Annotated in this window: 25 protein-coding genes; 11 read left to right on the top strand and 14 right to left on the bottom strand. The window is 64.1% G+C overall.

Going from position 1 to position 25,879, the window contains the following annotated elements; all coding sequences use genetic code 11:
* Positions 1 to 12: 12 nt before the first annotated feature.
* The 3 genes from ACODS9_RS15825 to ACODS9_RS15835 are packed head-to-tail and all read left to right on the top strand — an operon-like array spanning position 13 to position 3,129.
* Positions 13 to 1,206, top strand: a complete 1,194-nt coding sequence (locus ACODS9_RS15825) for an acetyl-CoA C-acyltransferase (RefSeq protein ID WP_401111215.1) — start codon at positions 13 to 15, stop codon at positions 1,204 to 1,206.
* An 8-nt stretch (positions 1,207 to 1,214) separates the two neighbouring features.
* A complete protein-coding gene (locus tag ACODS9_RS15830) occupies positions 1,215 to 2,342 on the top strand; it encodes an acyl-CoA dehydrogenase (RefSeq protein WP_489094259.1) in 1,128 nt (375 codons plus the stop codon).
* A gap of 13 nt (positions 2,343 to 2,355) precedes the next feature.
* The gene (locus ACODS9_RS15835) at positions 2,356 to 3,129 is read left to right on the top strand and encodes an enoyl-CoA hydratase (protein ID WP_401111219.1); all 774 of its coding nucleotides are present in this window, start codon (positions 2,356 to 2,358) and stop codon (positions 3,127 to 3,129) included.
* Positions 3,130 to 3,164: 35 nt separating this feature from the next.
* On the opposite strand, the gene ACODS9_RS15840 is transcribed toward ACODS9_RS15835, so the two are convergent.
* Positions 3,165 to 7,499: a hypothetical protein gene (locus ACODS9_RS15840; protein ID WP_489094260.1), complete on the bottom strand. Its 4,335-nt coding sequence runs from the start codon at positions 7,497 to 7,499 to the stop codon at positions 3,165 to 3,167.
* Between the two features lie 543 nt (positions 7,500 to 8,042).
* On the opposite strand from ACODS9_RS15840, the gene ACODS9_RS15845 reads away from it, so the two are divergent.
* The 3 genes from ACODS9_RS15845 to ACODS9_RS15855 all read left to right on the top strand — a co-directional run bounded on the left by ACODS9_RS15845 (position 8,043) and on the right by ACODS9_RS15855 (position 10,514).
* Positions 8,043 to 8,447 (top strand): TraR/DksA family transcriptional regulator, encoded by a 405-nt coding sequence (locus tag ACODS9_RS15845; RefSeq protein WP_046854836.1) that lies wholly within the window; start codon positions 8,043 to 8,045, stop codon positions 8,445 to 8,447.
* A 650-nt stretch (positions 8,448 to 9,097) separates the two neighbouring features.
* Positions 9,098 to 10,204 (top strand): methyl-accepting chemotaxis protein, encoded by a 1,107-nt coding sequence (locus tag ACODS9_RS15850; protein WP_489094265.1) that lies wholly within the window; start codon positions 9,098 to 9,100, stop codon positions 10,202 to 10,204.
* A gap of 115 nt (positions 10,205 to 10,319) precedes the next feature.
* The gene (locus ACODS9_RS15855; RefSeq protein ID WP_046854838.1) at positions 10,320 to 10,514 is read left to right on the top strand and encodes a hypothetical protein; all 195 of its coding nucleotides are present in this window, start codon (positions 10,320 to 10,322) and stop codon (positions 10,512 to 10,514) included.
* Between the two features lie 5 nt (positions 10,515 to 10,519).
* On the opposite strand, the gene ACODS9_RS15860 is transcribed toward ACODS9_RS15855, so the two are convergent.
* Positions 10,520 to 10,807, bottom strand: a complete 288-nt coding sequence (locus ACODS9_RS15860) for a hypothetical protein (protein ID WP_401111227.1) — start codon at positions 10,805 to 10,807, stop codon at positions 10,520 to 10,522.
* A 212-nt stretch (positions 10,808 to 11,019) separates the two neighbouring features.
* Here ACODS9_RS15860 and ACODS9_RS15865 point away from each other — a divergent pair, with 212 nt between their 5' ends.
* Together ACODS9_RS15865 and ACODS9_RS15870 are read left to right on the top strand one after the other, a co-directional pair.
* Positions 11,020 to 11,490: a hypothetical protein gene (locus ACODS9_RS15865; RefSeq protein ID WP_046854840.1), complete on the top strand. Its 471-nt coding sequence runs from the start codon at positions 11,020 to 11,022 to the stop codon at positions 11,488 to 11,490.
* Complete coding sequence (locus ACODS9_RS15870) at positions 11,487 to 11,696, top strand: hypothetical protein (protein ID WP_489094261.1); 210 nt, start codon at positions 11,487 to 11,489, stop codon at positions 11,694 to 11,696. The genes ACODS9_RS15865 and ACODS9_RS15870 overlap by 4 nt, the downstream gene beginning before the upstream one ends.
* 3 nt (positions 11,697 to 11,699) lie before the next feature.
* Here ACODS9_RS15870 and ACODS9_RS15875 read toward each other — a convergent pair whose 3' ends face one another.
* The 7 genes from ACODS9_RS15875 to ACODS9_RS15905 form a co-directional block, all read right to left on the bottom strand.
* Positions 11,700 to 12,065: a Na+/H+ antiporter subunit G gene (locus tag ACODS9_RS15875; protein WP_046854842.1), complete on the bottom strand. Its 366-nt coding sequence runs from the start codon at positions 12,063 to 12,065 to the stop codon at positions 11,700 to 11,702.
* Entirely contained in the window at positions 12,062 to 12,340 is a 279-nt protein-coding gene (locus ACODS9_RS15880) for a K+/H+ antiporter subunit F (protein WP_046854843.1), read from the bottom strand. The genes ACODS9_RS15875 and ACODS9_RS15880 overlap by 4 nt, the downstream gene beginning before the upstream one ends.
* The gene (locus ACODS9_RS15885) at positions 12,337 to 12,825 is read right to left on the bottom strand and encodes a Na+/H+ antiporter subunit E (RefSeq protein ID WP_401111234.1); all 489 of its coding nucleotides are present in this window, start codon (positions 12,823 to 12,825) and stop codon (positions 12,337 to 12,339) included. Before ACODS9_RS15885 ends, ACODS9_RS15880 begins: the two co-directional genes overlap by 4 nt.
* Positions 12,822 to 14,501: a monovalent cation/H+ antiporter subunit D gene (locus tag ACODS9_RS15890; protein WP_489094262.1), complete on the bottom strand. Its 1,680-nt coding sequence runs from the start codon at positions 14,499 to 14,501 to the stop codon at positions 12,822 to 12,824. The genes ACODS9_RS15885 and ACODS9_RS15890 overlap by 4 nt, the downstream gene beginning before the upstream one ends.
* The gene (locus ACODS9_RS15895) at positions 14,498 to 14,842 is read right to left on the bottom strand and encodes a Na+/H+ antiporter subunit C (RefSeq protein WP_023632557.1); all 345 of its coding nucleotides are present in this window, start codon (positions 14,840 to 14,842) and stop codon (positions 14,498 to 14,500) included. Before ACODS9_RS15895 ends, ACODS9_RS15890 begins: the two co-directional genes overlap by 4 nt.
* Complete coding sequence (locus ACODS9_RS15900) at positions 14,842 to 17,748, bottom strand: monovalent cation/H+ antiporter subunit A (RefSeq protein WP_110703560.1); 2,907 nt, start codon at positions 17,746 to 17,748, stop codon at positions 14,842 to 14,844. The genes ACODS9_RS15895 and ACODS9_RS15900 overlap by 1 nt, the downstream gene beginning before the upstream one ends.
* Before the next feature lie 189 nt (positions 17,749 to 17,937).
* The gene (locus ACODS9_RS15905) at positions 17,938 to 18,882 is read right to left on the bottom strand and encodes a DMT family transporter (RefSeq protein ID WP_401111241.1); all 945 of its coding nucleotides are present in this window, start codon (positions 18,880 to 18,882) and stop codon (positions 17,938 to 17,940) included.
* 84 nt (positions 18,883 to 18,966) lie between these two features.
* Between ACODS9_RS15905 and ACODS9_RS15910 the strand changes: the two genes are divergently transcribed.
* Entirely contained in the window at positions 18,967 to 19,530 is a 564-nt protein-coding gene (locus ACODS9_RS15910) for a helix-turn-helix domain-containing protein (protein WP_102683670.1), read from the top strand.
* A gap of 3 nt (positions 19,531 to 19,533) precedes the next feature.
* On the opposite strand, the gene soxR is transcribed toward ACODS9_RS15910, so the two are convergent.
* Positions 19,534 to 19,989, bottom strand: a complete 456-nt coding sequence (gene soxR, locus ACODS9_RS15915) for a redox-sensitive transcriptional activator SoxR (RefSeq protein ID WP_046854849.1) — start codon at positions 19,987 to 19,989, stop codon at positions 19,534 to 19,536.
* Positions 19,990 to 20,076: 87 nt separating this feature from the next.
* On the opposite strand from soxR, the gene ACODS9_RS15920 reads away from it, so the two are divergent.
* A complete protein-coding gene (locus ACODS9_RS15920; protein ID WP_023631465.1) occupies positions 20,077 to 20,457 on the top strand; it encodes an antibiotic biosynthesis monooxygenase in 381 nt (126 codons plus the stop codon).
* Here the strand turns inward: ACODS9_RS15920 and ACODS9_RS15925 are convergent.
* Both ACODS9_RS15925 and ACODS9_RS15930 read right to left on the bottom strand, forming a co-directional pair.
* Positions 20,436 to 21,206, bottom strand: coding sequence for an alpha/beta hydrolase family protein (locus ACODS9_RS15925; protein WP_401111245.1), 771 nt, complete (start codon positions 21,204 to 21,206; stop codon positions 20,436 to 20,438). The genes ACODS9_RS15920 and ACODS9_RS15925 overlap by 22 nt on opposite strands.
* Positions 21,190 to 22,302, bottom strand: coding sequence for a DUF3182 family protein (locus tag ACODS9_RS15930; protein WP_489094263.1), 1,113 nt, complete (start codon positions 22,300 to 22,302; stop codon positions 21,190 to 21,192). The genes ACODS9_RS15925 and ACODS9_RS15930 overlap by 17 nt, the downstream gene beginning before the upstream one ends.
* Positions 22,303 to 22,497: 195 nt before the next feature.
* On the opposite strand from ACODS9_RS15930, the gene ACODS9_RS15935 reads away from it, so the two are divergent.
* Positions 22,498 to 24,300, top strand: coding sequence for an aminopeptidase P family protein (locus ACODS9_RS15935; RefSeq protein ID WP_489094264.1), 1,803 nt, complete (start codon positions 22,498 to 22,500; stop codon positions 24,298 to 24,300).
* A gap of 40 nt (positions 24,301 to 24,340) precedes the next feature.
* Here ACODS9_RS15935 and ACODS9_RS15940 read toward each other — a convergent pair whose 3' ends face one another.
* Together ACODS9_RS15940 and rhtA are read right to left on the bottom strand one after the other, a co-directional pair.
* Positions 24,341 to 24,622, bottom strand: a complete 282-nt coding sequence (locus ACODS9_RS15940; RefSeq protein ID WP_046854853.1) for a hypothetical protein — start codon at positions 24,620 to 24,622, stop codon at positions 24,341 to 24,343.
* Between the two features lie 186 nt (positions 24,623 to 24,808).
* Positions 24,809 to 25,696, bottom strand: a complete 888-nt coding sequence (gene rhtA / locus ACODS9_RS15945; RefSeq protein WP_046854854.1) for a threonine/homoserine exporter RhtA — start codon at positions 25,694 to 25,696, stop codon at positions 24,809 to 24,811.
* Positions 25,697 to 25,879: the final 183 nt, after the last annotated feature.

Here is a 25,879-nt window from a genome sequence, read left to right on the forward strand (position 1 = left end):
GGAGCAACGAACATGACCCTCGCCAATGATCCGATCGTTATCGTCAGCGCCGTGCGCACGCCCATGGGCGGCCTGCAGGGCGACCTCAAGAGCCTGACCGCGGCGCAGCTGGGCAGCGCTGCGATCCGTGCCGCCGTCGAGCGCGCCGGTATCGATGCCGCCAGCGTCCAGGAAGTATTGTTCGGCTGCGTGCTGCCGGCTGGCCAGGGCCAGGCTCCGGCACGCCAGGCGGCACTCGGCGCCGGGCTGGACAAGCACACCACCTGCACCACGCTGAACAAGATGTGTGGCTCGGGCATGCAGGCCGCTATTCTGGCCCACGACCAGTTGCTGGCCGGCAGCGCCGACGTGATCGTCGCCGGTGGCATGGAGAGCATGACCAACGCCCCGTATCTGCTTGATAAAGCCCGTGGTGGCTACCGCATGGGCCACGGCAAGATCATCGATCACATGTTCATGGACGGCCTCGAGGACGCCTACGACAAAGGGCGGCTGATGGGAACGTTCGCCGAAGACTGCGCGCAGAAAGGCGATTTCAGCCGCGAAGCCCAGGATGCCTTTGCCATCGCCTCGCTGACCCGTGCGCAGGATGCGATCAAGAGCGGCCGTTTCGCTGCCGAGATCGTCCCGGTGGAAATCACCGAGGGCAAGGAGAAGCGCGTCATCAAGGATGACGAGCAGCCGCCCAAGGCGCGCCTGGACAAGATCCCGCAGCTCAAGCCGGCCTTCCGCGAAGGCGGTACTGTCACCGCCGCCAACTCCAGCTCCATCTCCGACGGCGCCGCGGCGCTGGTGCTGATGCGCCGCTCCGAGGCTGAGAAGCGTGGCCTTAAACCCCTGGCGGTAATCCATGGTCATGCAGCTTTCGCCGACACCCCGGCGCTGTTCCCGACAGCCCCAATCGGTGCCATCGACAAGCTGCTGAAACGCACCGGCTGGAACCTTTCCGAGGTCGACCTGTTCGAGATCAACGAGGCCTTCGCCGTGGTCACCCTGGCGGCCATGAAGCACCTCGACCTGCCCCACGACAAGGTCAACATCCATGGCGGCGCTTGCGCCCTGGGCCACCCGATCGGCGCCTCGGGCGCGCGGATCCTGGTGACCCTGCTGTCGGCCCTGCGCCAGAACAACCTGCGCCGTGGCGTGGCGGCCATCTGCATTGGCGGTGGCGAGGCCACGGCCATGGCTGTCGAATGCCTGTACTGAGGTGAACCATGCTGGTAACTGACGAGCAACAACAGATCGCCGACGCGGTGCGGGATTTTGCCCAGGAGCGGCTGAAGCCGTTCGCCGAGCAGTGGGACAAGGAACACCGCTTCCCCAAGGAGGCCATCGAGGAGATGGCCGGGCTGGGCCTGTTCGGCATGCTGGTGCCGGAGCAATACGGTGGCAGCGACACCGGCTACGTGGCCTACGCCATGGCCCTGGAGGAGATCGCCGCCGGTGACGGCGCCTGCTCGACCATCATGAGCGTGCACAATTCTGTGGGTTGCGTGCCGATCCTCAAGTTCGGCAGCGAGGCGCAGAAGCAGCAGTTCCTCGCGCCACTGGCCAGCGGCGCGATGCTCGGCGCGTTCGCCCTGACCGAGCCCCAGGCCGGCTCCGACGCCAGCAGCCTGAAGACCCGCGCCCGCCTGGACGGCGACCACTATGTGCTCAATGGCAGCAAGCAGTTCATCACCTCCGGGCAGAACGCCGGGGTGGTGATCGTCTTCGCCGTCACCGACCCGGACGCCGGCAAGCGCGGCATCACGGCCTTCATCGTGCCCACCGATTCTCCGGGGTACCAGGTGGCGCGGGTCGAGGACAAGCTCGGCCAGCATGCCTCCGACACTTGCCAGATCATCTTCGACAATGTGCGCGTGCCGGTGGCCAACCGCCTCGGTGAAGAAGGGCAGGGCTACAAGATCGCCCTGGCCAACCTCGAAGGCGGACGGATCGGCATCGCCTCGCAGTCGGTGGGCATGGCCCGCGCCGCCTTCGAAGCGGCCCGCGACTACGCCAACGAACGCCAGACCTTCGGTAAGCCATTGATCGAACACCAGGCCGTGGCTTTCCGCCTGGCCGACATGGCGACGAAAATCGCCGTGGCGCGGCAGATGGTGCTGCACGCCGCGGCGTTGCGCGATGCTGGACGCCCGGCGCTGGTGGAGGCTTCGATGGCGAAGCTTTTCGCCTCGGAAATGGCCGAAAAGGTCTGTTCGGATGCCTTGCAGACACTTGGTGGTTATGGCTATCTGAGCGACTTCCCGCTGGAGCGCATCTACCGCGATGTGCGGGTTTGCCAGATCTACGAAGGCACCAGCGATATTCAGCGCATGGTCATTGCGCGCAATCTTTGAAGGAGCAGTCTGCATGGCATTCGAAACCATCCTGTTGGATATCCATGGCAAGGTCGGCCTGATCACCCTCAATCGCCCGCAGGCGCTCAACGCACTGAATGCGCAGATCGTCGGCGAGATCAACCAGGCCCTGGACCAGCTGGAGAAAGACCCGAACATTGGCTGCGTGGTGTTGACGGGGTCGGCCAAGGCTTTTGCCGCGGGCGCTGACATCAAGGAAATGGCGGAGCTGAAGTACCCACAGATCTATGTCGAAGACCTGTTCAGCGACGCCGACCGCATCGCCAACCGGCGCAAGCCTGTCATCGCCGCAGTTTCCGGCTTCGCCCTGGGTGGTGGCTGTGAGCTGGCGATGATGTGCGACTTCATTCTCGCCGCCGACAACGCCAAGTTCGGCCAGCCGGAAATCAACCTCGGCGTGCTGCCGGGCATGGGCGGCACCCAGCGTCTGACTCGCGCGGTGGGCAAGGCCAAGGCCATGGAGCTGTGCCTGACCGGCCGCCTGATGGGCGCCGAGGAAGCCGAGCGTGCCGGCCTGGTGGCACGCATCGTGCCGCAGGCCGAGCTGGTGGAAGAAGCACTGAAGGTGGCTGCGACCATTGCTGCCAAGTCCATCCCGGTGAGCATGATGGTCAAGGAAAGCGTCAACCGCGCCTTCGAGGTCACCCTGAGCGAAGGCGTGCGCTTCGAGCGCCGGGTGTTCCATGCTGCCTTCGCCACCGAGGACCAGAAGGAAGGCATGGCCGCCTTCATCGCCAAGCGCGAGGCGCAGTTCAAGGACAACTGACGCACAGGGGCGCGGCATTGGCCGCGCCCCTTGGTTCAAAGGTTGAAGAAATAGCGCGCGGCGACGGCTCCCGTGATGGGGCTACGGTACACCTCGGCCGTGCCGCCAGTGCCGTCGGCATGGCGCTGCCCTGAAAGATGGCGCTGTGCGGCTGTCTTGAGGTGGCCGGCGGTGAAGTCGGCCTTGGCTGTGTCCATCGCGGGATAATGGAAATGGGCATACCACAGCACCTGGCCCTGGTGGCTGATGCTGTACTCATCGAGAAAATCAGCGGGCCTGCCTTTGCTCCTGGCCAGTTTCGTGCGGGTTTCCACTGCGCTGATGCTGACCTGGTGATGGTCGACCAGGAACATGACTTCCCCCATGCGTGGTGGTTGCCCAAGGGCCGCCGATATGCGCAGCTCGGTGGCTTTTCCCTGCAACTCTTCGGCCAGCGAACGTAAGTTGCGCGATACCAGTTCGGCGTCCTTGCCGCCCTGGGCCTCATCTGTTTCGTTGTCGTCGGTCAGGCGTGATTCGATGGCCTCTACCTGGGCGAGCAACCGATCCCGTTGATGGTTCACGGACTCTTCAAGTTCGACGGGCAAGTATCGGCTCGATGCTCTCTGAAGCCTTGCGTACTCATCGCGCGCGTCTTGCATCAGTCGGTCACTGCCTTTGAGCAGGCGTTTGAGGCTGACCCCGGTGGGCCTGGGCGCGATGTTGTCGGGTTTGAGCTCGACCCACTCTCCTTGCTTCAAATGATAGGTCCGGGTTGGTGCCTTGCTGTCGGGGCCTGGGATATCGACGGTATTGGCATCATTGCCACGTGGCTCGGCCAGCAGCAGCCCATGGTCGATGGTCTCGATCAGTCCCGGCATCTTCTTGCGCAGTTGCCGGAGATTGCTGACTGGTGGGTAGTCCGGCAGCTCGGCCAGGTCCTGCTTGAGGTGCGAGGTTATCCAGTCGAGTTCTGCTTGCAATTGGTGTGCAGTCTGCAGTGCGGCGTTGCCCTGGATATGCTCGACAAAGTGGCTTAACTGGCGTGCCGAGGCCTGGAGTTGATCGACAATGCTGCGCAGCAGCCTGACAGTCACCTCGGGGTCTGTGTCGCTGAGTTTGAGCAGCTTGGCGCGTTGGGCTATGCCAAGCTCGAGGCTACGCCAGAAGCGGTCTCGCCAGTATGGGGCTTCACCTGACAGGCCATGCACCAGCGTCAGACGATTGAGCAGCCCTTCAAGGCGCAGGAAGCGCAGAATCAAGTCACGCTCCGCCGTGGCAGGCAGGATGGCGGCCAGGTTGCGCCACTGAAGGATCTCGGGTTGCCGCGGGCTCGCCAGTTTGTTCAGGGCATCCTGGCATTGGCGCAGGTGCTTGTTGTTCTCGATCATCTGGTCGATCAGTGGCGCAATGCGATCCAAGCGCGTGGCGGCAATGTGCGCGTCACTGGCGGCCAGATCCTGGTCCGTGACTTGCTGCCTGGCTATTTGCAGCAATTGTTCGCGAACAGGCTGGTAGCGCATGTGCAGGATCTTGCGCAATAGCCGTTGGCAAAAACTATCCTGGTACAGGGCAAAGGCCTGCACCTTCTTGAAGTCCTTGATTGGTTCGAGGCCGTTGCGAGTGTGGAGTCGCTCGAGGTGCGTGGTCCAGAAGGCGGAAAGTGCCTGCGCCTTGTCCTGACAGCGTTGCAAGGTAGTGTCATCGTGGGTGGCAGCTACCAGGTTGTCGATGGTGCCTTGCTCCTTGATCTTGGCGGAAATGGATTCCTTGTCCGCCCTGATCAGTTCGTTCACGCTACTCAGCGCGTTTTGCTTTTCCAGTTGCAATCGGCGTAACTGCCCAGAAAGTGGCATGCCGCCCTTCAGGGCCAGGCTCAGGTCCATTCGCCAGCGTCCGGCTTCATCATGGCGTAGCCACGGCCCTGGGGTGAGGTCCGGGCCGTTGATACGCATCTGGTTGCGCGCAGTGTCGAGTACCGCCTCATACACGTTGCCGTCCAGCAGGGTGTAGAGCCTGTTGTTCAGTAAATGCAGGCCACGCAACGGGCCATTGGGAATGGCGGGACCGAGGGCGGCAGCGGCGATTTCGGCTTTCAATGCCTGTAGCTGCGCGCGCTGGGTGGCGCTCAGGTGTGAATCGGGGCGCGACCAGCCGAGGTCGAATCCAAGGGCTGTGTCGGTCACGGCGGGTGTGGTGGGTGTCGGCAAAGCGGATGTCTGTGTCGAAGGTACCGGCCCTCGGAACGCCGCCGTCTCACCCTGTTCCAGACGCTGGCGCACGAGCGAGTGGAAAAAGAGCAACGTCGCGATATTGACCAACAGGTTGACCAGGGACAGACGAGGCTCATCAGGTTCAAGGGTTGTGTCGGAATCGACATATTCAGCCAGCGCCACTTCCATCTGCGCCAGCCACGCGACCTTGCCCAAGGTTCCGCCTGCCAGGGGCAGCAAGGTATTGAACAGCAGCCATCCTAGCGCCTTCCAGCTGGCCCAGCGGGTTTGCGCGGTGCTCGATGCCTGATCGGCGAAATGCTGGATCGACTCGTTCACACAGGCCTGGTAAAGCGCTTCTCCTGGTTTGGCAACAGGAGGGGTTAGTGCCAGTTTCACGGGTGCTGGCGTTTCAAAGGGCGTGGCGCTGGTGTCCTCCAGTATCACGAACAGATGCGGCTCGAGGAATCCACCATGGGCATAGAAGCGTCGAGTGTCTGCCGGCAGGCGTTGCAAAAGGTCGTTCTGGAGCTTGCCTGGGTTGCTGATGGCAACGAACAGCGCGAGGCGGTCGGTGAATTGCAGCAGGCTATCTTCATGCAGTGGGCGGTATAGCAGGCAGGAGTCGCCGTTTGGCGACAGCGGTTCGATCAGCCAGGTGTTGCACGGATAGTCTACTGTCGAACCCGGCGCCTTGATGAAACCGAGCGGACGCATCACCCAGTGGGGCGCACCATCGTCGATGGCCTCGAATACCTCGGCTATGCGATCGACGACCTGTTGATCCAGCAGCTTGCCGCGCAGGTACAGCTCCTGGGCCAGCGCTGGCAGCTGGCTTCGCAGCTGGTTGGTCAGCAAGGTCTGGCGTGAGCCGCGTTGAGACGGGTCGTCCAGTAGCCGCTCGCGTAGCATGGCCGGATAAAGGGTGGCGATGTCGGTTTCGCTGATTACGGTCCGCAGATAGTGTTCATTCAGCCACTTGGGCAATGTGTCACCGGTCGTGTTGCTCAGCTCCACCCGGCCTGACTTGAGCAAACCTAGGTTGCCGATGGCCAATTGGGCAAGGGTGAACATGACAGGCGTAACCTCGCCCGTGGTGACGATTGCGTCTTGGCCCGGTGCAGCAACGGCAGTGGTCTGGTAGTTGATGATCCGGATCTGTTCCACCGAGGGCGAGTCATCGGGGTGGTCCATGGCAAAGCGCTCGCTGATTTTCCGGTTGGCAAACGTTTCGGCATTGTCGATACCATCCAGCCACGACTCGCCGTTGGCATCCTGAACGCCTTGGGCGACATCGAGGAGCAGATTGCTGTAGTGCATCAGCGGGCGGCCCGGCGCGTCGCGCAGCCACTCGGGTAAATGCTCGGACAAGGCTTGGCGTTGCGTGGCTTCGGCGTCGTTGCAGAAATCGAGCATGGATGTAAGCCGGTCGAGGTCCTGATTCATGTTCAGGGCGTCCAGCTTGCTGCGGTAGTGATTGGCCCGCTGGGTGATCACACGTAGCTGCTGGTCGAGCAGGCCTAGCGCCTGGCGGTCGAAAACCGCCTGGGTGAGTGGGCCGATGCTTATCACGTACGGCGCGAGTTGGTCTTCGCTGGGCCAATAGCGTCCAACGCTTTGCAGCAGGTGCTGGCGGGAAGTGAAACGGTACAATTTGCCTGTGAGCGTAAAGAGCAGGGTCAGGTCGCGCCCAGGGTTGCCATCGGTATGTTCGATCAACAATGCGCTGGCCAGGTCGGTATCCAGCTTGCCGTCCGCCGAGAAGTCCACCACCAGATGAGAAACCTTGAGCCCTGCGGTGTTCTGCCAGGTGCCGTGCGCAGATGGATCCGGATAGTCATGAACGAGCCTGGCACTCGCCAGGGCAAAACCTGGCCAAGTGTTTGCTTCGCGCTGTTGCTCGATCGCTGTGTGCAGTTGGTCACGCAGGTAATTGGCGAACCATTGCCATGGCGTCTTGCCAGACGCATCGAAGCGGCTCCAGTAGTCGACGAGCGACTGACGATAGACCGCCAGCAATTGCGGTGCGGCCTCGTTGATCAGTAACTCGACCGGGTGCAGGTCGATGTCCAGCTTCCAGCTTGGGTCGGGTTGCACACGGTGGGTGAGGTAGTCGTCACCAGGTGTGAGGTTCAGCGTCTGGCGTTGGCAGTAGCGCTCCACAAGCACTTGCGACAAGGGGCGGGTCCAAGTGCTATCCCTGTGTGGGTGCCGGCTGGCAACGTATAGGGTCAAGGGGTCAAGCCCATCATTGGGGAAATGCTCATGCCAACGTTCTCGTAGTATCTGATCGGCCGCGTCCAGCAGTGTTGGGCGGTCGGTGAAACGCTTGGCGATATCACAGTCGAGGTTACTTGCACGGGGTAGTCGGGGGTGCGCGCTGTTGCTCATCGTTCGAACTTGATCTTGGAGAGGGGTACCGATTTGGGCACCCTGCAGGGCTTGGACTGCGGTAGTGGGCTACCACATGTCAAACCTGACTTTTTATTTCGGCATATTGCTTGCTGCCGCGTCGTTCAGGGAAAAGACGATGCCAATGAGCGGATTCCTGGCGATTTCAGGCAAATCGTCCGTCAATACTGTTGCCCGCCGCCGCTTGGCACCTTAGACTTCCGCCCCCTGTAAAAGAGTGCCGGTTGGCGCTTGAAGAATTCCGCGGCCGACGCAGCAGCGTCGGCGGCACCCGAATCGCCCATATGCACATTTTTCATAGAGAAATCGATGACCAAGGAACAGTTGCTGGCCATGTCGGCCGATGACTACATGAACGCCGAGCAGCTCGCGTACTTCACCGCGCTGCTGCAGGCGATGAAAGTCGAAACCCACGAGCGCATCGAACTCAGCCGCACCGCCATCGAAAGCCTGGATACCCCATCGGATCCCGCTGATGTGGCCTCGGTCGAGGAAGAACGTACCTGGCTGGTAAACGCCATCGACCGCGACCAGCGCCTGCTGCCGCAGCTGGAGATGGCCCTGGACCGCATCACCGAAGAAAGCTTTGGCTGGTGTGATGACAGCGGCGAGCCGATCGGCCTGAAGCGCCTGCTGATCAGCCCGACCACCAAGTACTGCATCGAAGCCCAGGAGCGCCACGAACAGCTCGACCGCCACCAGCGGCAGATCTGATTCAACGCCCTGCGCAAGGCCCCACGGAGCGATCCCTGGGGCCTTCTTGCTTTCTTGCCTTGCATCAAGTGCGACCGTCTTGCTCCTCTGGAGGCATGGATAATGGCGTTATAGTGGCGTTTAATGACGTCACAATAACGACATGCGGATGGACCACGAAGATGATGCGAGAAGGATCTCTGTCGGCCGGTGACACGCCTCGGCCTGAGCCTTGCCGAACGGGTGCCGGTGTTGCCCTGTTGCAGGGTGTTGCCCTGTGCGCACTGCTGGCCGCCATGGCCTATGCCGGGTTGGCGTTGTACCTGGCCGTGCCCCTGGCGCTGCTGGTGCTGTGGCTACCGCGTGGACGGCGTGCCCCAGTGCCTGCGGTTGCGCCCACCGCGCAGGATGATGACCTGCTGCAAGAGCTCGCGCGCGGTACCAGCCACAATGCCTTGTCGGCCGCCGCAGTGGCCCATTCGGTGCAGCAACTGGCGGCGCGGGTACAGTCGCAACTGGGCGCGGCCCAGGAGATCGTCGGCAGCGCCGAGATCATGATCACCACCGAGCAGGCCACCGCCCAGCTCAGCCAGCAGGCCTTGGCCGCCGCGCGATCGGCCCATGACAGCAGCGTTGCGGGCAGCGCCGTGCTGGGCGAGTCGATACAGCGCATGCGTGACCTGAGCGAGCGGGCCAGCGCCAGCCGCGAGCTGATCGAAGCGTTGCACCAGCGTAGCGAGGATATCGCCCGGGTCACCCTTGTGATCCAGGCAATTGCCAGCCAGACCAACCTGCTGGCGCTCAATGCCGCCATCGAAGCGGCGCGGGCCGGCGAGCACGGCCGTGGCTTCGCGGTGGTCGCCGATGAAGTACGTGGCCTGGCCGGGCGCACCGCCAGCGCCACCGAGGAGGTCGGGCAGATGGTGGCCGACATCCAGGCACGCACCGCCCAGGTGGTGGCGCAGATCCGGGGGCTGGCCGATGAGCTGGGCGCCGGGGTCGAGCAAGTCGAGCAGACCGGTGGGCAGCTGGCGCAGATCGCCGAGTTGGCGGCCAGTGTCGAAGGCCAGGTCAGCGAGATCGCCGAGGGGACGCAGACCAACCAGGCCCAGCTCGATACCCTGTTCCAGGCCGTGGCCCAGGTGCGTGGCGACTTGCAGGTCAGCGACCAGCAGACCCGGCGCCTGGCCGAAGCGGCGGTGCAGATGGAAGGGCAGGTCGAGAACCTCAGCGAGCGTCTGGCCGAGGTGGGGCTGGATGCCTATCACCAGCGGGTTTTCGAACTGGCCCAGGCCGGTGCCCGGCAGATCGGCGAGCGTTTCGAGGCGGATATCGGGCAGGGGCGGATCAGTCTGGACGACCTGTTCGATCGCCAGTACCGACCGATCGCCGGCATGCAGCCACCGCGCTTCAGTACGCGCTTCGACCCTTACACCGACACCGTGCTGCCGCAGATCCAGGAACCGCTGGTACAGCACGACGGGCTGGTGTATGCCATCGCCTGCACCCAGCAAGGGTATGTGCCAACCCATAACAGTGCCTTCAATCAGCCGTTGACCGGCGATCCGGCCCACGACACCGCGCACAATCGCAGCAAACGCATCTTCGACGACCGTACCGGCAGCCGCTGCGGCAATCACCAGCAGCGGGTGCTGTTGCAGACCTACACCCGTGACACCGGCGAGTTGATGCATGACCTGTCGGTGCCGATCTTCGTCCAGGGCCGGCACTGGGGTGGGCTGCGCCTGGGCTACCGGCCTGAACCCGGGCTGGATTGAGCGGATTTGTTGCCGTAACTGCAATACAGCTGTACCTGGCGGCGCTTTTTCCCAGGCAGGGCAGATCGTATCATGCGCACATCGTTAGGTTGCTAATTAAATTCCGGAGGGAATGATGAATAGCCAAGTCGATGTAGCCGTCATGATCGGGACTGGCGTGCCGCGCTCAATGCAGGCCCTGGGCAACCGTGTGTGTTGGGTAGTACTGGTCGACGGCGAGCGTCGTGGCACAGCGTTCGCCAGCCGCGCCGAAGCATTGGAGTGCCGAGATGCCTGGCTGGCCTTGCTGGGCAGCTGTAACGTGGCCTGAGGCGTTCAGCGCTCGAACTGTCGCGCCAGTGCGCAAGCTTGCTCGTGGCATTGGCGAAAACCCCTGACCCGGCCCGTATCGCGCTCGGCGATGTGGTAGAAGGCGATACCGGCGGGAATGACGATGTAGCGCGGCATATCCTGGCCGGAAATGTTACGTGCCTCTCGACGGGTTTCGGTGTTTTCGTGCATATTCGCTCTCCTGTAATGAGCGACTGAAGGCCAGCATTTCTTTCTGGCGAAAGAACTGGCGCTGTTTGTCGCATCCTTTCCGGCATTTTTGCTGTCGGACATTACGTTTCCCTTTGCGGAATCAAGCCGAAGCTTACTTCGCATCGCCGGGCGGTGGCTGGGTGAACTGCTTCCTGGTTGCCCTTGCGCCGTTGCGCGTGGACGCTTTGTTGCTTGTTTCCACGGTCCTGCGGACCTTGACTAAAAAGTGCCTGCCACCTGACGCAACCTGTGTCCGTGGCGTGGCCGTTGCAATCGATGTGAGGAGCCTTTCATTGGCAGTCAGTACACTGGATACCCATGCGTTGTTCGCCCTGGGCGACTTGCGCGCCCAACTGGTCAAGCTGTTCCACGGGCGTTTCATCTATGTCACCGAGCAGAATCCGGAAGGCCTGTACATGGCCGAAATCGACACCGAAGACGCCATGGTGGTTGACGACAAGCAGCGCCTCGAATTGAAGGTGGGTGACCACTTCCGTGCCGCGGTGTTGCCCAGCCGTGAGGGTGGCAAGCTGGAGTTGCGTTTTCGCGAGATCAAGTTGAACGTCTATGGCCAGGGCGACTACGCCTTCGTCTCGGTACCGGAAGGCGACGGTATCGTGTTCCGCGATGGGCATGGCGTGATGCTGGTGTTCGCTGCACAGCAACAGGTGCAGGAAGGCCTGGGCAAACTGCTCAAGGCGGTGACCGGCAAGGTCGCCAAATGGCGTAAGGGCGAGTTGACCACCTTCAAGGCCAGCGAATGAGCGACGAGCCCAGCTCGGGCTCGCGGGCAGACTTTCACCGCGAGTATCAGGCCCGTGCGGTGGAGGAGGCCGAGCGCCTGCTGGCGCGCCGGGATGTGCTGCAAGGCGCCTGGCTGGCCTGGGTAGCCGGCGAGCTCTATCGGATGAGCCCGCCGCCGTTTGCCGCCATGGTACGCCGCGAGTTGCAGCGCATGAGCCAGGCATGAGCCTCAGTTGCCGCGGTCGCGCCCGCTGCTGACTTCCTCAGGTACGTTTTCACCCGAGGTGCGTTTGCGAAACAGCGCGGCCCTGGCCAGCAGCAGCGTGGTCACCGGCACGGTGATCGACAGCAGGATCGGGATCAGCCACGCATGCAGCACCGGGCTCTGCTTGAGCACCGAGAAGTACAGGATCGAGGCCGCCGCCACGCACCACGCGCCGATGGTCGAAGCCAGGGCGGGCGGGTGCATGCGCTGGAAGAAGTCTTTCAGACGAACCAGCCCAATGGCGCCAATCAGGGCAAACAGGCTGCCCAGCAGCAGCAGCGTGGATACCAGCAGTTCCAGCCAGAACGGCAGTTCGATAGCTTCGTTCATTCAATCACCTCGCCACGCAGCAGGAATTTGGCCAGGGCGAACGAGCCGACGAAGCCGAACAGGGCGATCAGCAGCGCGCCCTCGAAGTAGGTGTCACTGGCGTAACGAATACCCAGTACCAGCATCATCAGCATGCCCAGGATGTACAGGTAGTCCAGTGCCAGCACCCGGTCCTGGGCGGATGGGCCGCGGAACACCCGGATCAGTGCCAGGCCCATGGCGATGGCGAAGATGAACAGGCTGGTGAGGACGGCATAGGCGAGCAGGCCGCTCATTCGAAGATCTCCATCAGCGGGCGTTCATAGGTGTGCTTGAAGTGCTCGATGAAGGCCGTTTCGTCTTCAAGGTCGAACACGTGCAGCAGCAGTACGCTGCGATCCAGCGCCAGTTCAGACCAGACGGTGCCGGGCACCACCGTAGTGATCATCGACAATGCTGCCAGGCCATGGGCATCGCGCAGATCCAGCGGGATGTGCACGAACGCCGAGCGCGGTGGAGTACTGCCCGCGCGCAGGACGCCACGAGCCACCAGCAGATTGGAATGGATCACGTCGAGGCCTACTCGGCCAATCAGCTTGGCGATTGCCCAGGGGCGGCGCACGTGGGCGTGCTGCGGGCGCAGCGGGGCCATCAGGATTGGCGCGAGGATGCCCAGCGCGGCACCCAGCAGCAGGTTGCCCGGGCTGACCGAGAGGTTGAGCAGCAGCCACAGTACGAACAGTGCGACGGACAGCAGCGGCGCAGGGAACAGTCGGCTCATGGCTGCGCCTCCGCGCCGAGGGTGGTCGGGCCGGGCAGTGGCCGGGTGGCCATCACCGCCTTGACGTAGGCCTCAGGCGTGCTCAGGCTCGCGGCGGTGTCCTGGGTATAGCGCAGCAGCGGCTCAGCCTTGAGGCTGAGGAAGATGCATAGGCCCAGGAGAATGACGATAGGCACGCATTCATAGCGACGCAGCACCGGCGAGGGGCGCTCCTCGGGCTTCCAGAAACGCTGGATGCCCACCCGGCCGAAGGCGATCAGCGAGGCCATGCCGGACAGCACCAACAGGGTGACCAGGGTCCAGCCCGCGACGCCCAGCGGCTGCTCTGGGCTGACGCCCATGCCTTGCGGGTTGAACAACGCGCTGATCAGGTTGAGCTTGCCGATGAAGCCCGACAGGGGAGGCATGCCGATGATCAGCAGGGCGCAGGCGATGAAACTCAGGCCGAGGAAGGCCATGGTCCAGGGAATGATCTGGCCGATCACCACCTGCTGCTCGTCGTCCAGGTTGATGCCTTTGGGTGGGTGCAGCGACTCCAGCGGCGAAGGCATTGCGCCTTCTTCATCTTCCAGCGGCGCCTCGTTGGCCGAGCGCGAACGCTCCACCAGCTCGGCCAGCAGGAACAGCGCGCACAGGGCCAAGGTGGAACTGGCCAGGTAGAACAGCGCGGCGCCGGTGAGGATCGGCTGGCCGAAACCGACGGCGGCCAGCAGCGTGCCGGCGGATACCAGGATGCTGAGGGCCGCCAGGCGCTCCAGACGCTGCGCCGCGAGGATCGACATGGCCGCCACGGCCAGGGTCGCCAGGCCACCATAGACCAGCCATTCCCCGCCAAAGAACGCCGAGGCGCCGGCCTGACCGGAAAACAGCAGCGTCCACAGGCGCAGGATGGCGTACAGCCCGACCTTGGTCATGATCGCGAACAGCGCGGCCACCGGCGCGCTGGCCGACGAATAGGCCGGTACCAGCCAGAAGTTGAGCGGCCAGACCCCAGCCTTGGCCAGGAAGGCGACCGCCAGGATCGCCGCGCCGGCATGCAGCAGGCCACGATCGGCTTCTGGTACCAGCGGCACTTTCAGTGCCAGGTCGGCCATGTTCAGGGTGCCGGTCACGCCGTAGAGCATGGCCGCGCCCACCAGGAACAGCGACGAGGCGAACAGGTTGATGGCGATGTAGTGCAGCCCGGCCTTGACCCGTGCCCGCCCCGAACCATGCAGCAGCAGGCCGTAGGAGGCCGCCAGCAGCACCTCGAAGAACACGAACAGGTTGAACAGGTCGGCCGTGAGGAAGGCGCCGTACAGGCCCATCAGCTGGATCTGGAACAGCGCGTGGAAGCTGGCTCCGGCACCGTCCCAGCGGGCCCGGGCAAACAGCAGGGCACTCAAGCCGATGATGCCGGTCAGCGTCAGCAGCAGCGCCGACAGGTGGTCGACCACCAGGGCAATGCCGAACGGCGCCGGCCAGTTGCCTGGCAGGTAGACGCCGATGGACTCCGCCTGGCCCTGGGTGCGCACCCACATCAGCAGGGTCACGGCGATGCCCAGGCCGATGGCGGTGGACAGCAGGTTCAGGCGCGCCTTCAGCCAGCGGTGCTTCTCGCCGATCAGCAGCATCAGTGCCGCGGTGAGCAGCGGCAGCAGGATCGGCGCAATGATCAGTTGGTTCATCCCGCTCATTCGTCACGCTCCCGGCCATCGACATGGTCGGTGCCGGTCAGGCCGCGCGACGCCAGCAGCACCACCAGGAACAACGCGGTCATGGCGAAGCTGATGACAATGGCGGTCAGCACCAGCGCCTGGGGCAGCGGGTCGGTGTAGTGCAGCAAATCGTGGGGCACGCCGTCCTTGATGATCGGCTCCTTGCCGATGAACAGGCTGCCCATGCTGAAGATGAACAGATTGACGCCGTAGGACAGCAGGCACAGGCCCATGATCACCTGGTAGGTACGCGGGCGCAGGATCAGCCAGACCCCCGAGGCGGCGAGCACGCCGATGGCGACTGCAATGACTTCTTCCATCAGGCGGCTCCTGCTTGGCTGGACTTGGCGGGGCGGTAGGCACGCACCGACTGGTGGGCCAGCGCAGTGAGGATCAGCAGGGTCGAGCCGACCACCACGGTGTACACGCCGATGTCGAAGAACAGCGCGCTGGCCACATGCACGTCACCCAGCAGCGGCAGGTGCAGGTGGGCGGTGTGGGTGGTGAGGAACGGGTAGCCGAGCAGCATCGCACCGGCACCGGTAAGGGTGGCGCAGAGCAGGCCGGTGCCCATCCAGCGCAGTGGGCGCAGGCTCATCTGCGCCTCGACCCACTGGGTGCCGGCGACCATGTACTGCAGGATGAACGCCACCGACATCACCAGGCCCGCGACGAAACCGCCGCCGGGCTGGTTGTGGCCGCGCATGAACAGGTACATCGACACCAGCAGGGCGATCGGCAGCAGCAGGCGCACCAGGGCGGCCGGCACCATCATGAAGCCCAGCGCGGTGTCGGTGGCATGGCGCGGGTTGACCAGGTCGGTGACCACGTCCGGTGCCAGCTGGCGCTGCTGTGCCGGCAGCTGCATGCTCTCCTTGGGCGGGCGGAAACGGCGCAGCAGGGCGAACACGGTCAGCGCCACGGCCACCAACACGGTGACCTCACCGAGGGTGTCGAAGCCACGGAAGTCCACCAGCATCACATTGACCACGTTGGTGCCCCCGCCCTCCGGCAGGGCGCGGCTGAGGAAGAACGAGGAAATGTCGTTGGGCGTGGGGCGGGTAAGCATGGCGTAGGACAGCAGGGCCATGCCGCCGCCGACCAGCACCGCCAGCAGCAGGTCGCGCAAGCGACGCAGGCGGGCGCGGTCCTGACTGCCGGGCAGCGGCGAGACGCCTTCGATACGCCGTGGCAGCCAGCGCAGTCCGAGAAGGATCAGCACGGTGGTCACCACTTCGACCGCCAGTTGGGTCAGGGCCAGGTCGGGCGCGGAGAACCAGACGAAGGTGATGCAGGTCATCAAGCCGCAGACGCCGACCATGATCAGTGCCGCGAGACGGTGGTACTTGGCCTGGTAGGCGGCGCCGATGGCGCAGGCGATGGCGATCAGCCACAGCGCGACGAAGACCCCGGAGCCGGGAATTTTCGGCCGCTCGCCCCAGCTCAGGCCGCTGTACAGCAGTGGCGTCAGGCCGGCGATGAAGGCTGCCAGCACCAGCATGAACAACTGCGTCTGCAGGCGGCGGGTAGTCAACAGGCGCTCGAGATGCCGCGCCAGCAGCATCAAGCGGACCAGACCATGCTCGAACAGGCGCTTGCCATTGAAGCGCTCGATCAGTGGCGGGTGGGGGAAGCGACCGCGCTGCAGCTGCTTGCGCAGCAGCAGGTAGAGAACGATGCCGCCGCTCATGGCGATCAGGCTCATGATCAATGGCGCATTCCAGCCGTGCCAGATGGCCAGGCTGTACTCCGGCAGAGTGCCGCCTACCACCGGCAGGGCGGCGGCGGCCAGCAGCGGGCCGACCGATTGTGCCGGGAAGATGCCGACCACCAGGCAGGTGAGCACCAGCAGTTCGACCGGCGCGCGCATCCAGCGGGGTGGCTCGTGGGGCGTATGCGGCAGGTCCTCGGCCGTGGGCCCGAAGAACACGTCGACGGTGAAGCGCAGCGCATAGGCCACGCTGAAGGTCCCGGCGAGGGTGGCGATCACCGGCAAGGCGGCCTCGACCCAGGCGGTGGAGGTGATGAACACGGTCTCGGCGAAGAACATCTCCTTGGACAGGAAACCGTTCATCAGCGGCACCCCGGCCATCGAGGCGCTGGCGACCATGGCCAGGGTGGCGGTGAACGGCACCAGGCGGAACAGACCGCTGAGGCGGCGGATGTCGCGGGTGCCACTCTCGTGGTCGATGATCCCCGCGGCCATGAACAGCGAAGCCTTGAAGGTGGCGTGGTTGAGGATGTGGAACACCGCGGCGACCGCTGCCAGGGGGCTGTTCAGACCCAGCAGCAGGGTGATCAGGCCCAGGTGGCTGATGGTCGAGTAGGCCAGCAGGCCCTTGAGGTCGTTCTGGAACATCGCGGCGAAGGCGCCGAGCAACAGGGTGGCGGCACCGGCGCCGCCGACGATCCAGAACCACTCTTCACTGCCCGATAATACGGGCCATAGCCGGGCGAGCAGGAACACCCCGGCCTTGACCATGGTCGCCGAGTGCAGATAAGCCGATACGGGGGTGGGCGCCGCCATGGCATGGGGCAGCCAGAACTGGAAGGGGAATTGCGCGCTCTTGGTCAGGGCGCCGATCAGGATGAGGGGCAGCAGCACCGGGTACAGCGCATGCTGGCGGATGATGTCGCCGGCAGCCAGGACCTTGTCCAGGTCATAGCTGCCGACCACATGGCCGAGCAGCAGGGCCCCGACCAGCAGGCACAAGCCGCCGGCCCCCGTCACCATCAACGCCATGTAGGCGCCGCGGCGGGCGTCGGCGCGGTGGTGCCAGTAGCCGATCAGCAGGAACGAGAACAGGCTGGTCAACTCCCAGAAGAACACCAGCTGGAGCAGGTTGCCGGAGATCACCAGGCCGAGCATGGCGCCCATGAACGCCAGGAAGAAGGCGAAGAAGCGTGGCACCGGGTCCTGCGGCGACATGTAGTAGCGCGCATACAACGCCACCAGGCTGCCGATACCCAGCACCAGCAGGCTGAACAGCCAGGCGAATCCGTCCATGCGCAGGACCAGGTTCAGGCCCAGGCTGGGCAGCCACAGGAATTCCTCGCGAATCACCCCGCCATCAGCCACCTGAGGGTACAGCAACGCCACCTGGACGGTGCCGACCAGGGCCACGAGCCCGGCGAGAATGGACTCGGCGTTGCGTGCGTTGTGCGGCAGGACAGCCGCCAGGCAACTGCCCACGAAGGGCAGAAGCAATAGCACAATCAATGACATAGCGTTCTGTTCTGAGAAGTTTGCCAAGGATCATACGTGCCGGGGGGATGATCACCAACACGCAAGCAGTTGCAGGATCGTACAAATGTGCTGTGACAAGCTGTTTTTTTATAACAGTTTTTTACAAAGCATAGCGGGTGAGCGCGTAGCCGTGGGGCTGCTTTGCAGCCCCGAGGATGTGCAGGAGCACTACAACCCCGTCTCGCGCTGACGCGCGTCATCGTCCGGCAACGCCTCTGCCTCATCCTGGCGACGAATCTTCAGCTCGCTCACCACCACCGCCAGCACGATCAGCACCCCGCCGATCAGCGCCACGCCAGGCAAACGCTCGCCGGCAATCCGCCCGACAATACCTGCCCACACCGGCTCGCCGGCATAGATCAGCGTGGCGCGGGTCGGCGAGACCGACTTCTGCGCCCAGTTCATCGCCACCTGGATCACCGCACTCATGGCGCCCAGGCCCACCGCGCTGGCCAGCAGCAGCCAGGAGAAGTCGGGGAGCTGCTCCTGGGTCGGCACGATCATCAGGAACGACAGCGCCGAGGCGGTGGCCAACTGCACCACGGTGACCCGACGCACATCCACCTTGCCCGCGTAGCGGCTGATCAGGATGATCTCGCCGGCGATTGCCACGGCGCTGACCAGCGTCACCAGCTCGCCTTCGCTGAAGTGCAGCGCGCCGCCCTCGGGGCCGGCCAGCAGCATCAGCCCGGCGAAGGCCAGGCCGATGCCCAGGCTCGGCATCAGGCCCGGGCGGCGGCCCAGCACCAGCCATTGCAGCAAGGGCACGAAGGGCACATAGAGCGCGGTGATGAATGCCGACTGGCTGCTGCTGATGGTCTGCAGGCCCATGGTCTGCAAGCCGTAGCCGAGCATGATCGACACGCCGATCAGCACCCCTGCCTTGAGTTCGGTGGCGGTCAGTCCTGCCAGCGAGCGGGCCGACACCAGGCCGACGAACAGCGCGGCGGCAGCGAAGCGCAGGCCGACGAAGAACATCGGGCCACTGACGGTCATGACGTTGTGCACGATAAGGAAGGTGCCGCCCCAGAGCATGGTGATGAACACCAGCACCAGTTCGGCCTTGCTCAGGCGGAAGGTGACGGCGGGCTTGCTGGGGGAGGCCTGGTTCATGGTCTTGCGCACTCGGAAGGGGCGGCGCACAATTCGCCGCAAAGTGGGCAGTATACTGCGCACCCCCTACCAGTGAGCAATATAGTGCACAAAGATTCCGAGCACCGGGCTTCGGTGCTGCAGCATGTCAGCCAGAATGTTCGCCGCCTGCGCGGTGACGCCGGCCTGAGCCAGGCCGCCCTGGCCGAACGCTCCGGGGTCAGCCGGCGCATGCTGGTGGCCATCGAGGCCGGCGAGAAGAATGTCAGCCTCACCACTCTGGACCTGATCGCCGAAGCGCTCGGGGTAGCGTTCAGCACCCTGATCCAGGCGCCCGATCGCCGCGACCCCAGCCGTATCGACGAGCTGGCCTGGGCCGGCGTGCACCCTGCCAGCCGGGCCGTGCTGCTGGGCAGCAGCCCCGCCCGGCGCGAGGTCGAGCTGTGGGAATGGACCCTCGCCCCTGGCGAGTGCTACGCCAGCGAGGCGGATGCCGCCGGCTGGAGCGAGCAGATCTATGTGACCGAAGGCCGCCTGACGCTGGTCATCGAAGGCGGCGAGCGGCAGTTGGGCAAGGGCGAGTTCTTCGTCTTCCCCAGCGATTGCCGCTACGCCTATCGCAATGATGGCGAGGAAGCGGTGCGTTTCGTACGCAATGTGGTGATCTGATCCTCAATCCTGGCTGGGCGGGTGAGGGCCTGGCCCTTCATCGGCCAGCCGATCGTGGTGGTTGCGCAGCGGGCACTCTTTCAGCGACATGCAGCCACAGCCGATGCAGCCATCGAGCTGGTCGCGCAACATCACCAACTCGTCGATACGCCGGCTCAGGTCGTCGCGCCAGCGCGCCGAGAGGCGCTGCCAGTCGTCGGCGGTAGGCGTGTGGTCACAGGGCAGGGTATCCAGGGCGCCGGCGATATCGGCCAGGGGAATGCCCAGGCGCTGGGCCATCTTGATTACCGCCACCCGGCGTAGCACGGCCCGCGGGTAACGCCGCTGGTTGCCGGCGTTGCGGGTGCTGTGGATCAGGCCCTTGGTCTCGTAGAAGTGCAGGGCGGTCACGGCCACGCCGCTACGGGCGGCCAGCTGGCCGACGCTGAGCAGGCGTTCCTGGGAGGAAGGGGGCTTCATCGGCAATAAAATCCTTGACCTTGAGTTAGCTAGAGGTTTTACCCTCCACGACCATCTGCTGCAAGAGCCCAAACGAGGAGAAGCAACATGGCGGCCAACACCCATTCCCTGTGGTTCACCCAGATGATCGAGTACGACGTGCCACCTCTGCGCCAGGATGCCCTGGCCGAGGCGCTGGTGGTGCGCAGCGAACACCTGGCGCAACGCTGCGACGGCTTGCTGAGCGTCAGCATCCAGGTCAGTGACGACGGTCGCCGGGTGCTTCAGCTCCTGCGCTGGCAATCACGCCAGGCCTGGGCTGCGGCCGCGGGAAGCTTCATCGAGGAACCGTTTCTCGACCTGCTGGGCGAACACCAGGCGCGCGGGGTGAACTTCGCTGCCTACCAGACCTTGCGCAGCCTGGTGCGCGGCACCGATGGTGGCCTGCACTGCCAGCTGGGCAGTACTCAGGCGTACCAGGGCGCGTAGTGAGGGTAGCGGTCCAGGCGCGCGCCGATGACCATCTCGCTGATCCAGGCCGTGAGCATCGCGCTGTAGGCCTTCTGGCTTTCCTCGCTGGACAGGGCATGGTCGGCGCCGTCGACCAGGCGATGGGTCATCGAATGGGCGCTGACGAACGCCGAGCGGTAGCTCATCAGCGTGCTGTGGGGGACGTAGTCATCCTGTTCGGACTCCACCAGCAGCACATCGCCGGCAAACTCGGCGCAGGCCGCGAGGGCGCGGTTGTCGGTCGGGCCGAGGGGGCGCAGGCGGTAGGCGTTCAGGCGCTGGCGATCCAGGGCCTGCTTGGGCGCGTCCCATTCATCGTCCCAGTACAGGGCCGGTACCCTCAACGCCAGCCACTTCACGGGGCGGTGCGGGGTGAGCAGGGTGGCCAGGTAACCGCCGTAGCTGCTGCCGATCACGGCGATTGCGCCAGGATCGACGGAAGGGTGGCTCGCCAGCCGGTCGTAGGCGGCGAGCAGGTCGGCCAGGTTCTGTTCGCGGGTGACGGTCAGGCGCTGGCTCTCGGTCTTTTCGTGACCGCGCAGGTCGAAGGTCATGCACACGCAGCCCAACCCGGTGATCTGCCGGGCGCGGGCCAGGTCGCGCTGCTGGCTGCCGCCCCAGCCATGGACGAAAAGAATCCCTGGCATGCGGCTGCCGGGGCTGACCAGGGTGCCGGCGATGCTTTCCCCTTCGACGTGCAGTTCCACGGTTTCACTCTCGATGGTCATGGTCGCGTATCCGTGCATATTTGCTGAGTTGTCCGAGTTCACTGTCGTGCCCCTGATAGAACAGTGTGGCGTCGGCGGGCAGTCGCGCCCGGCCGAACACCTCGTGGGTCGATGCGCATAGCCGCTGCAGCGCCGGATCCTCGGCGAAGGCCGTCAGTGCCAGGACCTCGGCCGGACTGGCGCCACCCAGGCGCCAGGATTGTTCGAGCACGCCACTGCGCAGATGGCCGTGGCTGTCACGACCGCGGGCGATGTCATAGTTACGGCGCGAGGCGATAAATCCGGGGAAGTAACGTTCGGCGGCCTGTTCGTAGGCCATGGCCTGGGTGATGGCCAGGCGCAGGTGATCCGCAAGCGGCAATTGCAGCAATTTCTGGTAGTCGCCACGCACGAGCACCAGATCGGAGCCACCGTACACCTCGGTGCCAGCGTGATCACGGGTCAGGTGCTGGATGCCGTGGTAGCTGAGGATCAGCCCTGCCACGCGGACCTGGCCGACGCTGAAGGTCTCGACGTCGTCGAGGTCTTCTTCCAGGACCAGGCCCCACAGTGCCAACGTCTGTTCGTCCATGCCCTCCAGCAACGGTTCCAGGGCCTGGGCGTCGGTGATGACCTGCTGGCCCCGACCGGCGCAGGCCAGCACCGGCTTGATGCGTACCGGCCCCTCGCGCAGCAGCAGCTCGGCCGCCCGGCGGGCGTCGCCTTTGGAAAACACCGTATAACCACGGAGCAGGGCATCGCAGGCTTGCTGGGCAAACGCATCGGTCCAGCCGGGCGGGAAGCTGGCGTCGGCAGGCACTGGGTGGGAGATGGCCTTGGTAGCGAGGTGCGGATGACTGACGGCTCCGCCAAAAAGGTCGTTCTCGTCCTGGATGCCGAGCATCGCCTGACGCCCCGGATCGACCAGGGTTTCGCTCGGCACGTAGTAACAGCATGCTTCGGCGTCGGGCATAGGCGTTGGCTCGACGCGCTCGATGCCCAACAGGCGTGCCAGGTACTCGGCGATCCTCAGTTGGGTCGCCCGCTCGTGTTCGGGTGTGTGCTCGCGGGTATCGAGTAGTACGATAGCGCTTTTCGGTTCGCGGGAATGGGGCATGGCCAACCTCGCGTTCGCAGGGGGTGTAAGGGGTGTGAAGGCGCGCAGGCTGTTTAGTTCAGGAGGAAGGATCGACGGTCGGCAGGGCACTTGGGGCAATGCATGCCTTGTTACGGTCGTGGTGATTGCGGGCGCCCGCCAGCTGTTTCATTATCGACGGCCTGGACCCGTCGACACCTATCCGCAGGAGTGCGCATGAACAGTCAGTCCCCGCTTCACGAATCCGTACCGGCGCGCCTTGCCCGCGTGCGCGAGGCCATGGCCCGGGAGGGCGTTGCTGCCCTGCTGGTGCCCTCGGCCGACCCGCATCTGTCCGAGTACCTGCCTGGCTATTGGCAGGGGCGGCAATGGTTGTCCGGTTTCGAAGGGTCGGTGGGCACGCTGGTGGTCACGGCGGATTTCGCTGGGCTCTGGGCTGACAGTCGCTATTGGGAGCAGGCGAACAAGGAGCTGGCCGGCAGTGGCATCGAACTGATGAAGCTGCGGCCCGGGCAGCCAGGCGCGTTGGAGTGGTTGGGTACGGAGGTCGACGGTACCGTGGCGGTGGATGGTGCGGTCATGGCAGTGGCCGCTGCGCGCCAGTTAAGCGAACGTCTGCAGGCGCGGGGCGCAAAGCTGCGTACTGATCTCGATCTGCTGACCGAGGTCTGGAGCGACCGGCCATCGCTGCCGGGCAATCCGGTCTACCAGCACCTGCCGCCCCATGCGACCGTCAATCGTGCGCAAAAGCTTGCCGAGCTGCGGGGCACCCTGAAGGAAAAAGGCGCCGACTGGCATTTTATTGCCACGCTCGACGATATCGCCTGGCTGTTCAATCTGCGTGGCAGCGACGTTTCCTACAACCCCGTGTTCGTCTCTTTCGCGTTGCTCAGCCAGGACAAGGCGTACCTCTTCGTCGGGCGCGACAAAGTTGATGGGCACCTGCACCAGGTATTGGCGGCCGATGGTATCGAGGTTCGTGACTACGTAGCGGTCGGCGACGCGCTGTCGGCGATTCCGGCCACGGCCAGCCTGCTGGTGGATCCGGCGCGGGTCACCCGTGGGTTGCTGGATAACCTCCATGAGCAGGTGCGGCTGGTCGAGGGCATCAACCCGACGACCTTGAGCAAGTCGCGCAAGGGTGAAGGGGATCTCGCCCATATCCGTCAGGCCATGGAGCAGGACGGTGCGGCACTGTGCGAGTTCTTCGCCTGGCTTGAGACAAATCTGGGGGTGCAACGCATTACCGAGCTGACCATCGACGATCAGCTCAGCGCGGCCCGTGCCCGCCGTCCGGGTTTCGTGTCGCTGAGTTTTTCCACCATCGCGGCCTACAACGGCAATGGCGCCATGCCGCACTACCGCGCCACCGAGCAATCGCATGCTGTGATCGAGGGCAATGGCCTGCTGTTGATCGACTCAGGTGGGCAGTATCTAGGGGGAACCACCGATATCACCCGAATGGTGCCGATCGGCGAGCCCAGCCGCGAACAGAAGGCAGATTGCTCACGGGTGCTCAAGGGCATGATCGCGCTGTCCAGGGCCAGGTTCCCGCGTGGGATCCTCTCGCCGCTGCTCGATGCCATCGCTCGCGCGCCGATCTGGGCTGACCAGGTCGATTACGGGCATGGCACCGGCCACGGTGTCGGCTACTTCATGAATGTGCACGAAGGCCCGCAGGTGATCGCCTACCAGGCGGCCGCCACGCCGCAGACAGCCATGCAGCCGGGGATGATCAGCTCGATCGAGCCTGGGACCTACCGGCCGGGGCAGTGGGGGGTGCGTATCGAGAACCTGGTGGTCAATCGCGAGGTCGGCACCAGTGAGTTTGGCGAGTTCCTGGCGTTCGAAACCTTGACCCTGTGCCCGATCGACACGCGCTGCCTGTTGGTCGAGGCGCTGGGCAGCGAGGATATCGCCTGGTTGAATGGCTATCACCAGACAGTACGGGAGCGGCTTGCCCCTTTGCTGGAAGGTGAAGCGCTGGCGTGGCTGGAACGGCGGACCGCACCTCTCTGAAAGTGAAAAGGGCAGCCATTGGCTGCCCTTCATGCATCTGTTACTTGCAAATCACGATCATGCTACGACTGGTGTAGCCGGCAGGATTTATGCCGAACACGTAATCGCCAGGTTCTTCGTCGGTGTCACCGGAGCGGGCGATGACCTTGTAACCCTTGCTGCTACAGGAGCTGGCGGCCTTGCTGTAGCACTTCTCCCACGACGAGGAGAGCCCCGAGCAATTGATATGCAGGCCTTTCTTCCCTCGTTTCACCTCGGTATTGGCTGTCGCGGCACATCCAGCGATGGCCAGGATGCCCAGGATGAGCAAAATACGTTTCATTCCTGTCCTTATACGGCCCGACTACATTAACGGACCTGACGTTTGCGCTTTGCCTCTTCCCTGATGATCTCCGGCGTCCATGTGCCGCTCAGTAGATAGCGTCAAGATTATGATCTGGTGACAGCTTAATCAGCCACGCCGGGCGGTACAAGGCTGCTGGGTGCCTAAATGAAAATATTTCTCAAATCAATCGGCGGCCACGGGTGGCGCCGCTTCCCGTTTCATGGAAAGGGTAGCGCCCACAGAGGCGGTGATGATGGCGAGAATGGCCAGCCACTGCCAGAGTGTGAGCTGCTCGCCCAGGAACAGCAGCCCGGACAATGCGCCAAAGGCCGGTTCGATGCTCATCAGTGTGCCGAAGGTGCGTGCGGGCATGCGGGTCAGGGCGACCATTTCCAGGCTATAGGGTAGCGCTGTCGACAAGATCGCCACGCCCAGGGCCACCGGCAGCAGGGCAGGGGTGAGCAATGCGGCGCCGGCATGGGCGATACCGATGGGGGCGACGAACAGCGCGGCGATCACTACGCCCAGGGCGGCAGTCTGGATGCCGTTCTCGGCGCCGGCTTTCTGCCCGTAGAGGATATACAGCGCCCAGCACACACCGGCGCCCAGGGCGTAGGCGGCGCCGATCGGGTCGAGGCTGGCGCCGGTCTGGCCTACGGGGATCAGCAGCAACAGCCCGGCGACTGCCAGGGCGATCCACAGGAAATCCAGCGCTCGTCGCGAGGCCCACAGCGCCACCGCGAGCGGCCCGGTGAATTCGAGCGCCACAGCGATACCAAGAGGCACGCTGCGCAGGGACATATAGAAGAGGAAGTTCATGCCGCCCAGGGCCATGCCGTAGATGATCACGCTGCGCAGGGTGCTGGCGTCCAGGCGCGCGCGCCAGGGCCTCAATATAAGCAGCATGATGATGCTGGCGAAGATCAGGCGCAGCGCTGTGGTGCCTTGGGCGCCTACAACAGGGAACATGCTTTTGGCCAGCGAGGCTCCGGACTGGATGGAAGCCATGGCGATCAGCAGCAGGCCGATGGGGAACAGCGTGGTGGCCAGGCTGCGTTGGGGGGAGTTCATGTTGGGTTCCGTTGTTGTAGCGCAAGGGTGCGCAATATAGTGCGCAGCGGGACGTGTATTGGCAAGGTCGGGATGCGGATAGCAGCTGGTAGCCCTGACGCGGTCCTTTTCATATTCCTGAAATAAAAGGTTGACGGGGTTTCAGATCCCCTTATAATGCGCCCCACTTCCAGCGACATCGGA

It is taken from the genome of Pseudomonas sp. FG36 (assembly GCF_057809275.1).

Bases quoted from the DNA above. Each gene is read 5' to 3' on its own strand.
- ACODS9_RS15825 (WP_401111215.1), top strand. From the start codon at position 13: ATGACCCTCGCCAATGATCCGATCGTTATCGTCAGCGCCGTGCGCACG.
- ACODS9_RS15830 (WP_489094259.1), top strand. From the start codon at position 1,215: ATGCTGGTAACTGACGAGCAACAACAGATCGCCGACGCGGTGCGGGAT.
- ACODS9_RS15835 (WP_401111219.1), top strand. From the start codon at position 2,356: ATGGCATTCGAAACCATCCTGTTGGATATCCATGGCAAGGTCGGCCTG.
- ACODS9_RS15845 (WP_046854836.1), top strand. From the start codon at position 8,043: ATGACCAAGGAACAGTTGCTGGCCATGTCGGCCGATGACTACATGAAC.
- ACODS9_RS15850 (WP_489094265.1), top strand. From the start codon at position 9,098: ATGCGTGACCTGAGCGAGCGGGCCAGCGCCAGCCGCGAGCTGATCGAA.
- ACODS9_RS15855 (WP_046854838.1), top strand. From the start codon at position 10,320: ATGAATAGCCAAGTCGATGTAGCCGTCATGATCGGGACTGGCGTGCCG.
- ACODS9_RS15860 (WP_401111227.1), bottom strand. From the start codon at position 10,807: ATGTCCGACAGCAAAAATGCCGGAAAGGATGCGACAAACAGCGCCAGT.
- ACODS9_RS15870 (WP_489094261.1), top strand. From the start codon at position 11,487: ATGAGCGACGAGCCCAGCTCGGGCTCGCGGGCAGACTTTCACCGCGAG.
- ACODS9_RS15875 (WP_046854842.1), bottom strand. From the start codon at position 12,065: ATGAACGAAGCTATCGAACTGCCGTTCTGGCTGGAACTGCTGGTATCC.
- ACODS9_RS15880 (WP_046854843.1), bottom strand. From the start codon at position 12,340: ATGAGCGGCCTGCTCGCCTATGCCGTCCTCACCAGCCTGTTCATCTTC.
- ACODS9_RS15885 (WP_401111234.1), bottom strand. From the start codon at position 12,825: ATGAGCCGACTGTTCCCTGCGCCGCTGCTGTCCGTCGCACTGTTCGTA.
- ACODS9_RS15890 (WP_489094262.1), bottom strand. From the start codon at position 14,501: ATGAGCGGGATGAACCAACTGATCATTGCGCCGATCCTGCTGCCGCTG.
- ACODS9_RS15895 (WP_023632557.1), bottom strand. From the start codon at position 14,842: ATGGAAGAAGTCATTGCAGTCGCCATCGGCGTGCTCGCCGCCTCGGGG.
- ACODS9_RS15900 (WP_110703560.1), bottom strand. From the start codon at position 17,748: ATGTCATTGATTGTGCTATTGCTTCTGCCCTTCGTGGGCAGTTGCCTG.
- ACODS9_RS15905 (WP_401111241.1), bottom strand. From the start codon at position 18,882: ATGAACCAGGCCTCCCCCAGCAAGCCCGCCGTCACCTTCCGCCTGAGC.
- soxR (WP_046854849.1), bottom strand. From the start codon at position 19,989: ATGAAGCCCCCTTCCTCCCAGGAACGCCTGCTCAGCGTCGGCCAGCTG.
- ACODS9_RS15920 (WP_023631465.1), top strand. From the start codon at position 20,077: ATGGCGGCCAACACCCATTCCCTGTGGTTCACCCAGATGATCGAGTAC.
- ACODS9_RS15925 (WP_401111245.1), bottom strand. From the start codon at position 21,206: ATGACCATCGAGAGTGAAACCGTGGAACTGCACGTCGAAGGGGAAAGC.
- ACODS9_RS15930 (WP_489094263.1), bottom strand. From the start codon at position 22,302: ATGCCCCATTCCCGCGAACCGAAAAGCGCTATCGTACTACTCGATACC.
- ACODS9_RS15935 (WP_489094264.1), top strand. From the start codon at position 22,498: ATGAACAGTCAGTCCCCGCTTCACGAATCCGTACCGGCGCGCCTTGCC.
- ACODS9_RS15940 (WP_046854853.1), bottom strand. From the start codon at position 24,622: ATGAAACGTATTTTGCTCATCCTGGGCATCCTGGCCATCGCTGGATGT.
- rhtA (WP_046854854.1), bottom strand. From the start codon at position 25,696: ATGAACTCCCCCCAACGCAGCCTGGCCACCACGCTGTTCCCCATCGGC.